This is a genomic window from Psychrobacter sp. MES7-P7E (assembly GCF_002863645.1).
Taxonomy (GTDB): domain Bacteria; phylum Pseudomonadota; class Gammaproteobacteria; order Pseudomonadales; family Moraxellaceae; genus Psychrobacter.
Genome location: NZ_PJBU01000109.1, coordinates 26891 through 38242 on the forward strand (window position 1 = coordinate 26891; position 11352 = coordinate 38242).

10 protein-coding genes are annotated in these 11352 nt (G+C 43.7%); 5 read left to right on the forward strand and 5 right to left on the reverse strand.

Going from position 1 to position 11352, the window contains the following annotated elements; genetic code table 11:
* Positions 1-48 precede the first annotated feature (48 nt).
* A complete protein-coding gene (gene rlmH, locus CXF62_RS10430; protein WP_101204969.1) occupies positions 49-537 on the forward strand; it encodes a 23S rRNA (pseudouridine(1915)-N(3))-methyltransferase RlmH in 489 nt (162 codons plus the stop codon).
* 83 nt (positions 538-620) lie between these two features.
* A complete protein-coding gene (locus CXF62_RS10435; protein WP_102094293.1) occupies positions 621-1511 on the forward strand; it encodes a DODA-type extradiol aromatic ring-opening family dioxygenase in 891 nt (296 codons plus the stop codon).
* Between the two features lie 31 nt (positions 1512-1542).
* Here the strand turns inward: CXF62_RS10435 and CXF62_RS10440 are convergent, their stop codons facing one another.
* The 3 genes from CXF62_RS10440 to CXF62_RS10450 form a co-directional block, all read right to left on the reverse strand.
* Complete coding sequence (locus CXF62_RS10440; protein ID WP_102094294.1) at positions 1543-3036, reverse strand: amidase; 1494 nt, start codon at positions 3034-3036, stop codon at positions 1543-1545.
* Between the two features lie 115 nt (positions 3037-3151).
* The gene (locus tag CXF62_RS10445; RefSeq protein ID WP_102091108.1) at positions 3152-3433 is read right to left on the reverse strand and encodes a hypothetical protein; all 282 of its coding nucleotides are present in this window, start codon (positions 3431-3433) and stop codon (positions 3152-3154) included.
* A 108-nt stretch (positions 3434-3541) separates the two neighbouring features.
* Positions 3542-6904 carry a DNA translocase FtsK gene (locus CXF62_RS10450; RefSeq protein WP_185156645.1) on the reverse strand — a complete coding sequence of 1121 codons (3363 nt, stop codon included), beginning with the start codon at positions 6902-6904 and terminating at the stop codon, positions 3542-3544.
* Between the two features lie 548 nt (positions 6905-7452).
* Here CXF62_RS10450 and trxB point away from each other — a divergent pair.
* From trxB to CXF62_RS10465, 3 genes are read left to right on the forward strand one after another with little or no spacing between them, the layout of a single operon-like run.
* Positions 7453-8475 (forward strand): thioredoxin-disulfide reductase, encoded by a 1023-nt coding sequence (gene trxB / locus CXF62_RS10455; protein ID WP_057758497.1) that lies wholly within the window; start codon positions 7453-7455, stop codon positions 8473-8475.
* The gene (gene aat, locus CXF62_RS10460; protein WP_102094295.1) at positions 8476-9282 is read left to right on the forward strand and encodes a leucyl/phenylalanyl-tRNA--protein transferase; all 807 of its coding nucleotides are present in this window, start codon (positions 8476-8478) and stop codon (positions 9280-9282) included.
* A gap of 29 nt (positions 9283-9311) precedes the next feature.
* Complete coding sequence (locus CXF62_RS10465) at positions 9312-9746, forward strand: MerR family transcriptional regulator (protein WP_102094296.1); 435 nt, start codon at positions 9312-9314, stop codon at positions 9744-9746.
* A 79-nt stretch (positions 9747-9825) separates the two neighbouring features.
* Here the strand turns inward: CXF62_RS10465 and rimI are convergent, their stop codons facing one another.
* Entirely contained in the window at positions 9826-10317 is a 492-nt protein-coding gene (gene rimI / locus CXF62_RS10470; protein WP_228153218.1) for a ribosomal protein S18-alanine N-acetyltransferase, read from the reverse strand.
* Positions 10318-10607: 290 nt separating this feature from the next.
* Positions 10608-11135, reverse strand: a complete 528-nt coding sequence (locus CXF62_RS10475) for a peroxiredoxin (RefSeq protein ID WP_102094297.1) — start codon at positions 11133-11135, stop codon at positions 10608-10610.
* Between the last annotated feature and the right edge of the window lie 217 nt (positions 11136-11352).

An 11352-nucleotide genomic window follows, 5' to 3' on the forward strand; every position in this document is an offset into this window, starting at 1 on the left:
GAGCACGCCCTAGTAAGCGTGAATTCAATTATCGAGATGGTAAGCATTATGAAAGTAAGGATTTTGACCGTTGGCAATAAAATGCCTAGCTGGGTACAGACGGGTTTTGACGAGTATTACAAACGCATTCAACCGATGCTAAGCACAGAAATTGTCGAAATTGCGGCAGCCAAGCGGGCAAAAAACCCTTCAGATGCTAATTTGGCACAGTACCGTGAGCAGGAAGGTCAGGCTATATTAGCCGCTCATAATGCATCAAGCCGAGAGCAATTGTGGGTATTAGATGTCAAAGGCAAGATGATTTCGACAGAAGGACTGGCTGATAAGCTCTCTGATGGCATGCTGCAAGGCGATGATATTGCCTTGGTCATCGGCGGTGCAGATGGTGTCTCGCCAGAAGTATTGGCAAAGGCTGATGCAAAGTTATCACTATCAGCACTGACATTGCCACATCCGCTAGTACGCGTCGTACTTATGGAACAATTGTATCGCGCGATGAGTATCAACAATAACCACCCTTATCACCGTGGTAATTAAATAAAATACTAATCTATTTTTTGATTCAAAACATCAACCCTAAAATAGATTGAAATACTGGCGCACGCCCTAATAAATGCAACATGAAATATCCAAAATGTGCGACACCCAACGCCTCTAAGCCCTCTCATCAACGTGATGACCATCATAGTGTGCAGACGCCTATCACAGCGGCTGCCGCATGGGAAAATACGTCTGATGTAGCGACGAATACATCTAAGCTACCAGCGCTCTTTATCTCGCATGGCGCGCCTACGCTTGCAATTGAGCAGTCTGCGACGACCAGTGCACTGGCACGTATCGGTCAAAACTTACCTAAGCCACGTGCCATCGTCATTATGTCAGCGCATTGGCAGTCAGCAAAGCTAGAGATTAGTAGTAATCCACAGCCAAAGACGTGGCATGATTTTTCAGGATTTTCGCCTGAACTTTACGACATTCAGTATCCTGCTATAGGTCAGCCAGCACTGGCTGAGACACTTACACAGCAGCTGACCGCACGTGGCATTACTTGTAGTGTCAATCCAGTACGTGCCTGTGACCATGGTGTGTGGGCGCCGCTCAGACATCTGTACCCAGAAGCCGATGTGCCTATCGTACAGATATCACTGCCGCAGCATTATGACAGTATCGCCTGCTATCAGTTAGGCGCGCAGTTGGCACATCTGCGTGATGAGCAAATCCTCGTCATTGGCTCAGGTAACATTACGCACAATTTACAAGCATTGCGTTGGGAAGCCGACAGCATCGATCAAGCAGCCAAAACGTTTAAGCAATGGTTGTTGCAGCAGCTCAAAATAGACATTCCCACGGCGCTCGATTGGCAGCAGTACCCAGACTACAAGGACATTCATCCAAGTGATGAGCACTTGCTACCACTGTTTTTTGCACTAGGTACTGGTCAGCGTGTCTCTGTCGTTCATCAAAGTATGGCTCATCATAGTTTGGGTATGGATATTTACCGCTTTGATTGAGTGCTATCAATCCAAACCATAGATCTCAATCCTACTTCTCAAAAGCGTGTTTGGTAAATAAACCTGCACGCTCCATCTCGCCCGCCACGCTGAATAATGTCGCTTCATCATTCATGCGCCCGATTAATTGCATACCAATCGGTAAGCCTTCTTTACTCATACCAAGGGGTACTGACATCGCGGGTAATCCTGTAACATTACCCAATAACGTAAAGCCCATCTTACCTAATACAGGTGCACTGAGCTTTTCAATCATGCCTGAGCTAAAGGCATATCTACCCATATTAAAGCCCTTGTTAAGCACCTCGGCGCTACGCATCATCATCTCATCCATACGGCTAGGCGGTAGTACACCATGCTTTACCGCAGGCGTGGGCACAGTCGGGCACAAAATCATATCGTAGTCTTCTAGTAATAGCCCCGTCTGATACTGGCTATAATGCCAGCCATGTTTGGCATGTGCCAAATCAACCGCTGATAGCGAACGCCCAAGCAGTGCCATATTATAAGTTTGTGGCTCTAGGTTTTTGATGTGGTCAGTACCAAACTCACGCTCGATATTATCAATCGTAAAAGCCGTATGCGCGCAGACCACAACGATAAAGTCATGCCAAAACTGCTCGATATTGATGTTTGGCTCGGCTGGTACTACTTCATGACCCATAGACTCTAATTGCTTAGCCGTTTGATCAAGTACCGCCAGCACCTCTTTGTCCACTGTCGTATTGGCTATCAAAGGCTGCTGATGCAAAGCGATTTTTAGCTTTCGCGGTGCACGCATTGCCGCTTGCAGAAAGGTGCCGTTTGGCGGAGCTATAATGTAAGGGGCGCCAATCTCTGCTCCACTAGTTGCATCTAGCATCGCTGCACTATCGCGCACTGAGCGCGTAATCACATGGTCAGCCACGGCCCCCTCCCAGCCTTCACCAAGATTAGGGCCCATTGGATTACGTCCACGGCTTGGCTTTAACCCAAACGTACCGCACCAAGCAGATGGGAAACGTATGGAGCCGCCACCATCACCGCCGCCTGCCATCGGGACAATACCGCTCGCAACTGCTGCTGCACTACCTCCTGACGAGCCGCCAGAGCTGTAGCCTTTTTTAAAAGGATTATGAGTAGCACCATGCGCTTTTGGCTCAGTGGTGATAATCAAACCAAACTCAGGAGTATTAGTCTTGCCAAAAGTATTAACGCCTGTCGCTTTCATCCGTTTGACGATTTCACTGTCTTTTTCTGAAATAATATTGACACTGCGACTGCCCATCGTAATCGGCTCGTCGGCGAAGCTAAATGATAAATCTTTTAGCAAATACGGCACGCCAGTAAATACACCTGAAGGCAAACCCGCCTGCGCAGCATTGTAAGCACGCTCATCAAATCGATGCACAATGGCATTTAGCTTAGGGTTGATTTGATTGGCTTGATGGACAGCAGCGTCTAGCAATTCCTTTGCACTGACCTCACCTGAGTTGACCAATGCTGCTAAGGCGAGACCATCATACTGAGTATATTCTTTAAACATAACTAACCTTCCCTAGTTTGATAGTGTTTAATAAGATTAAATTTTACATTCTTAATTATAGTTACACATAAAAAAAGTCAAACAACTTTGCTCGACTTTTCTATTATTCAAAAATTTATTTCAATTCGAACTGAACAAACCTATTCCACTCTTCAATTGCATTGTTTATAGATTTTTGATGATTTTTAATTCCCTGGTTTTGTTCTTCAACAAAGTCGTTAATACAAATTTGATATTTATTAACGTCATCGACAAACCTATTGTACTGGGCTTCGGATGTAAAATTGTAGGGCTTACTAGGCTTAGAGCAGTACATATGCTTTTGGAACGTATCAGCAAACGCTATATCGTAGATACCTAAAGACATAATGATAATAATGGATACCAATTTCTTCATAAAACCTTCCTATATATTCAGCAGGTGCAGTTAATACTTTTGATACTTATTCTAATATGAACAATTAAAGATAACTAATTAAAACCAGTTTTTAAGGATAGTATTTATCTACATCAATAGTTCACGCTTACCACTTTTGCCCATAGAGCTGACCAATCCAGCTTCTTCCATAGAATCGACAATACGCGCTGCACGGTTGTAGCCGATGCTGAATTTACGCTGAATGCTTGAGGCAGACACTTTACGTGTTTCCATGATAAAGGCCACGGCATCATTATATAAATCATCATCTTCACCAGAAGCATTGGCTGTACTACCACCGCCCGGGCTAGACAATTCAAAATTGCCTGCCATATTGTCAATATAATCAGGGGCGCCGCGCTCACGCCAAGCGTCACAGACACGGTTAACTTCTTCGTCACTGACATAAGCACCATGCACACGATCTGGCTCAATTTGCCCTGGCCCTAAGAACAACATATCGCCGTTACCTAGCATATCCTCAGCACCGCCACTATCCAAAATCGTACGTGAATCGACTTTTGAGTTGACTCGTAGTGCTGCACGCACTGGGATGTTGGCTTTAATCAAACCTGTAATGACATCGACGGACGGACGCTGAGTCGCTAGCATTAAATGAATACCTGCAGCACGCGATTTTTGCGCCAAACGTGTGATGAGCTCTTCGGCTTGTTTACCGACCTGCATAATCATATCGGCGAACTCATCCGCGACAATGACAATCATGGGTAAGGTTTTTAACTTGGGTGCTTGGCTAATACTTACGCTGTCATTCGGTCGCCATAGAGGATCGAGCATTGGATTGCCTGATTTCTCCGCCGCGATGACCTTCTTATTAAACTCATTGAGCTTACGAACCTTTAGCAAGCTCATTAGCTGATAGCGACGTTCCATCTCGGCCACACACCATGACAAGCTACTAGCCGCTTCCGTCATATCGGTGACTACTGGCGTTAGCAAATGCGGAATATCATTATAGTTAGCAAGCTCAAGCTGCTTTGGATCAATCAAGATAAGACGTAGCTCATTGGGTGTATATTTAAGTAGCATCGATAGTAGCATCGAGTTGACCAATACTGATTTACCAGAGCCTGTGGTACCAGCGACTAGCATATGCGGCGCACGCGCAAGGTCGGTAATGATTGGGTTACCACCGATGTCTTTGCCCATCGCCATGCTAATCTGCGCTTTAGGATCTTTGAACGTTTCGGTATTGAGCAGTTCAATCAAGCGTACCATTTCACGTTTCTTGTTAGGTACTTCGATACCGATGTAAGGCTTGCCTGGAATCACTTCTACCACACGCAAAGATGCCATCGATAGTGAACGCGCTAAATCACGCGAGATACCTGTGACTTTACTAGCCTTCACCCCAGCAGCCAGCTCTACTTCAAAACGGGTGACAACAGGGCCAGGAATAGCATTAACCACAGAAGCCTTTACATTAAATTCTTGTAGCTTAATTTCTAACAACTCAGACAGTTTTTCAAGCTCAGCCACAGTGTAGCTAGGCTTGCGGTCAGGATCAGGCTTATCCAATATAGACACTTCTGGAATAGGCGTCAGGCTGCTGCGATAAGCTGCCGTTTGCATCGAGCGCGACTTTTGACTGAAGGCTGCGTCATCACTAATGTGCGGCATGACCGGTACATTGGTGTCGTCATCACTGTCATCCTCTGGCATCATATCAGTGATATGGTTGCTACTATCGCCCTCTGGGACAGCAAAGCTAACAGATGGTTGCACGGACGCTTTCGGCTCAGGCTGTACATTTGAGACTGGGCTAGTCACTTCCACCGTTGGCGCTGCTTTTGGATTGGCAGGAGGCGTATTAGTTGGTGTCATGTCTGAAACATCTGACAATGCAGGCTGAGTCTCTACTGTTACCGGAGCGACTTCAGGCTCAGAGACTATTGACGCCTTATTAGTCTGTGGCAACTCTGCAGGCATATCAGACTGCTGATTGGTTAAATCCTGTGCAAAGCTAATAGGCTCTTCTACGATAGGTTCTGGAGTCTTCTCTGGTACGATTAGCTCAGCTGCTACGGTTTCCTGAACAGGCTTAGAGTCTTCATACTTTTCTACAACAGATTCTGTAGGTTCTGATATATCAGCATGCTCTGCCAACCATGCTTCTGCCAACTTATCTACTTCTGCAGTCTCATTTGTCGCAGAGATTTTAGGCTCAGCAGGTTCAATGAGTGGCTGACTGGCTAAATCGCTATGCACTGACTCAAAAATTGATGACTGAGCTAATGATTCTTTATCATGTATATCTGGTTGAGCAACCGATTCCGTCGTGGTAGTTACTGCAGTAGCAGGTACTGCTTTCTCTAACGATGCTGTGGTACTAGTACCCGTTTGGGAATAGTTGGGTACAGGCATAGCCGAGCTGTCCATGCCACTAGCACTGTAAGCTATCTGCTCACTTGCTAGTAAGTCATCGACCGTACTGGCATCATTCCACGCAAAGCTCGGCTCAACTTTGCGAGTAACAGGTGCAGTCAAGTTTGAAACTAATGGCTGGACTGCATTGTTGGCTGTATTATCAGTAGAGTTATTAAGCGAGCCTGTATTGATATCTACCTGCTCACCTTTTGAGCTATTAGGTGTCGCCACTGCTTTTGCTGCAATGACAGAGGCTTTGACACTATCTGCCAATCCTGATGTTGCCAAAAAGTCTGACAAGACACTACCGAAACGTCCGCTACTGCTGACGTCTTGAGTACCGCTAGTATTTTCCGCAGACTGTAACTCAAGTGGCAGCTGCTCATGCTCTACTTTTTTATCTACCGACTCATCTAATTTCTGGCTATCATCTTGTGATGCAATGCTCGGTTCAGTAACTTCAATAGCATCCTGACTTTTTACACCTGAACCAAGCCACGACAGCGCACGAACCTTTTGATATATCGTCATCCAATGGATATTAAAGGCAAACGTAGCGGTAATCACAACGAATACTGCTAAGAAAACCACACTCCCCCACTGCGATAGCAGCTGTGCCAAACGCGCCTGTAACTCTAGCCCGATGATACCACCAGCGACGCCTTCGAGGCCGATTGCGTCAGGGTTTGTGACTTGCTGAACTAGAGAGACCAATTGTGCAAATAATGCGCTAGCACTTAATAGCAAAAACACATAAGCGACCAATCGCATGAGCCAAAACGTTGGCTTGTTTTCCCACCAAATTAAGATAGATTCATAAACCACAAATGCCAAAAACCACCAAGCACCAAACCCAAAAAAGCTATAAAGCAAATCGGACAACCATGCGCCTGCCTCGCCGCCCATGTTATTAATCGTGGTCATATCACTACTGATGTGCGACCAGCTAGGATCGTTGCCTGTATAGGTCATCAAAATGACAAACAGATAAACGGCCAGTATTAACCCAAGGAGGGTAAACATTCCCTTTTTTAAATACTCAATAAGCGGTGCTGATATCACGTAAGATCTGCCTTGTTATTAATACTAAATGGTCGCCAATGCATGACTAAGCCTAATCATGCTGACATAAAGTGTTGACATAAATGTACCGAGCGAAGTGTTTGTTTGGCATATACCAATTATAGAACCCTGCAACAACCGTTATCGCTTGGCTCCTACTACACTTGGCATAACTTCTTATAATAACAAATACATAGGTGCAGTGGCGACAGTCTTATCAAGAAAGCGTGTAAGAAAGTAAATCAGTAGACAATTTGCGCAAGAAAACAGCTGGTTAGCGAAACACGAGTGGCAAAATATGGCTAACTGTATTGCCTAAATTCTATAAAATACACATAATTTTTCGCACTTATATTCCAAAGCTATTTATTCTTTGATTCTAATGATACCTGTGTTTGTTTTAGCAAACTTGCACTTTGTGCGCTGTGCCCTTATGTTATTATCACACAGCAATTAGAAGAAGCATATTCGTAGTCATTTTTGATATTCCTCTTTTATTATATTTATAACTTACATTTTTAATTCGTATATTTAGCAAGGAACAACTCATGGCAACTGACACTACTGCTCCACGTCACGAAAAGCTCATTATTTTAGGCTCAGGCCCTGCTGGCTACTCTGCCGCAGTTTATGCAGCACGCGCTAATCTTAAGCCAGTTATGGTCACTGGTATGGAAGTCGGTGGACAATTAACCACCACTACCGAAGTCGACAACTGGCCAGGCGATGCACATGATTTGACAGGTCCTGCATTAATGGAACGGATGAAAGCGCATGCTGAGCGTTTCGGTACTGAATTGGTCTACGATCATATCAACGAAGTAAACCTAAACGAGCGTCCTTTTCAATTGACAGGTAACAACGGTAGCTATACTTGTGATGCGCTCATTATCTCAACTGGTGCCTCTGCACAGTACTTGGGACTAGAATCAGAGACTAAGTTCAGAGGGCTTGGTGTATCAGCCTGTGCCACTTGTGATGGTTTCTTCTATAAAAACCAAAAAGTTGCGGTGATTGGTGGTGGTAATACAGCGGTTGAGGAAGCTTTGTACTTATCTAATATTGCGTCTGAAGTGACCTTAGTGCATCGCCGTGACAGCCTACGCTCTGAAAAAATTCTGCAAGACAAGCTATTTGAAAAAGCTAAAAATGGTAATGTCAAAATCGAATGGAACCATCAAGTAAAAGAAGTGGTCGGTGATGATATGGGCGTCAATGGCGTCGTCATCGAATCGATGATTGATGGCAGCACCAAACAATTAGATACAATGGGTATGTTTGTCGCTATTGGTCATAAGCCAAACACTGACTTGTTCAAAGGTCAATTAGACATGAAGGATGGCTACCTGATCGTTAATAGTGGCTTGAATGGTAATGCCACTCAGACCAGTATTGAAGGTGTGTTTGCCGCAGGTGACGTAGCCGATCACGTCTACCGTCAAGCCATCACTTCTGCTGGTACAGGCTGTATGGCTGCGCTGGATGCTGAAAAGTACTTGGATGCACTGGGCGAAACCGTCGCTCGTGATCACACTTACGATTCAACCTTAACTGCAGATAAAGAAGCCTAAATGGGCAACTTTACTCAACAGCACGATAAACACATCACGCCTGAGACTTTAAAAAGTCTTGGGCGTTATGACTTTCCTGATCCCATTTCTATCGATCCTGATGGCATTGGCATCGTCGCTATGGGCGGTGATCTGGCACCCGAAACGCTGATATCAGCCTATGCTCAAGGGCTGTTTCCTTGGTCTAACGAAGATGAGCCTATTGCTTGGTGGTGTCCCGAGCCGCGTTGTGTGATCATCCCATCTGCCTATCAACCGAGTAAGTCTCTACGTAAGCAAGCAAATCGCGAACGTTGGCAAGTGACGCTTAATCAAGCTTTTGACGATGTCATACATTCCTGTAGCTTACCACGTAGCGATAGCCTTAATGACAATCAGCCTGAAGGCGAGCATACTTGGATTCATGATGAGATGATCGAAGCTTATACCAAATTGCATGCGCAAGGCTTTGCTCATAGCATTGAAGTTTGGGACGAAGCAGGTCAACTGATTGGCGGATTATACGGGTTAAAAATAAACGGCATCTATTTTGGTGAATCAATGTTTCATCGAGCATCTAATGCGTCAAAGCTAGCGTTTTGGGGTCTGATGCGCTTATGTGAACAAAGTAATGTCGCACTCGTCGACTGTCAGCTACCGAACGATCATTTGATGAGCTTAGGTGCCACTACTTTACCGCGTACTGACTTTTTGACTCAGTTAGACAACCTGATAGGCAGCCAGTCTGCGCTATGGCAAAAGCACTCTCATAAACCGTTAGCTGTATCTTTACTGGATAGCGAATCGCCGTGGCAACTAGAGTTATGATTATCATAACGAAAAAATAAGAGGTTATTATGGCACTTGATACATCGTTTCTATTGATTGGAGAGCTAGCAGCAAAAGCCAATACGACCAAAGATACGGTTCGCCATTACGAGCAATTAGGCCTACTAAAATCTCGCAAGCGTCAGGCAGGCTCACGCCTATATACCGAATTTCATCCAGAATGTATCGAACGCATAGAGCTAATCAAAAGCGCACAAGCTATTGGCTTCACCCTTACCGAAATTAAAAACAGCTTAAACGATTACTATGATGGGCAATTGGATATTGATTTGCAGCTCATGCTGACTCAGCAAAAGCTAGAACAAGTCAGAAAACAGCAAGCCAATATAAGCGTGATGGTAGAGTTATTGAGCGAGCGTATAGATGTTCTCGCACGGATGAAAGCAGACAGCAATTATCAATTAGATACTAATATCTGTAAGAAGAAAATACCATCAAGTTAAACACGATAACGTTGGTTGAGATAAATAATTTATCTTTAAAGAAACTACGCTTATAACTCCTAATGAGAATTTACTCTCTTCACTCACCATAGACATGTTGCATAATGAGTGCATCAACTGCGGACTGATTCGGTGACTTATAATAGCCTTTGCGTCTATGAATGGCTGCAAATGCTTGCTTTTCATATAACGCTATCGCAGCATGATTGTCTGCTCGTACTTCTAACAACAAATTTTCCACCTGATTACTCTGCAATACTTCATGCAACTTATCAATAATTTGTGAAGCAATGCCTTGTCGTTGATAATCAGGATGCGTGCCAATACGCAAAATCTCTGCTTGCTCAAAAATCACTTGATAGAGGCAGTAGCCAATGACTTTATTATTATCGGCTTTATCTTCTTGTTTATAAACTATGAGCATATGCATACTATCTTGCGCGAGCATCTCAGCCAACGTCTGCTCAGTCCATGTGTCGTGCGGCTGTACGAGCGCTTCGATATTTGCAACGGCTTGAAGCGCTTGTTGCCGCTCTGATGTATTGATTGCTAATTTCTTTATAATAAACACCGCTTCTTCCTTTATTTTTCTTATGCAATAAATGCTATCTTATCGTCATTTTTATAATTACTCAGAAATGACATTATTTATGTCATAAATACCCGCTTTCGCGCCTCATATTTAACACTATCTTAGGTATTTCTTTTAATATTGCCAAAATTTTTGTAGAAAACATAAAAAAACTGCTTAGTCCTTATACTTAAGGATTAAGCAGTTCGACAGTATTTGAGCTTCAGCATTCAAGTATTTATCGACGCCTGATGATACCAGTCAAACGTCAATGCACTTAAGAATTGTGATTAAGCATTACTTTTCAGATATTCTAACATGGTATCTGCATCTGATACTTCAAATGGATCTGTTGGACAGTTGTCATCAAAACCCGCTTCTTTAAACACTTTTTTGATTTCTTTATTATCGATATACATCGAATATCGCCATGAACGCATACCAAAGCCAAGATTGCTCTTATCAACCAGCATGCCCATTTTACGAGTGAACTCACCATTGCCGTCAGGAAGCAAGAAAACGTTTTCACGGTTTTGCTTCAGGCCCCATTGGTACATGACAAAGGCATCATTGACAGAAATGCAAACGATTTCGTCTACGCCTAATGCTTTAAATTCATCGTAAAGCGCTTCATAACGAGGTAGATGGCTGATCGAACACGTTGGCGTAAAGGCACCTGGTAGAGAGAAAGCCACCACTTTTTTATTGGCAAATAACTCATCTGTGGTTAAGTCATACCATTTAAATGGGTTGTCTCCGTCGATAGATTCATCACGAACACGAGTCTTAAAAGTCACGTCAGGTACATGGGTAATCATTATTTACTCCGATTTAAGTTATTGTGTTTTTATTTTTAAAATCCTGCCATTATATAATAAGGGTTATAGCTATCTATAAGCAAATCTTTAATCTACTATATATGAAGCAGTCCTTGTAATTTATAGCTTTGGAATTTATTTTTTCAAATGAGAGAAAAACCCTAGTATTTAACCCCTTCTCCTCATTCACGCCCCATAAAAAAAGCCACCCTAGATA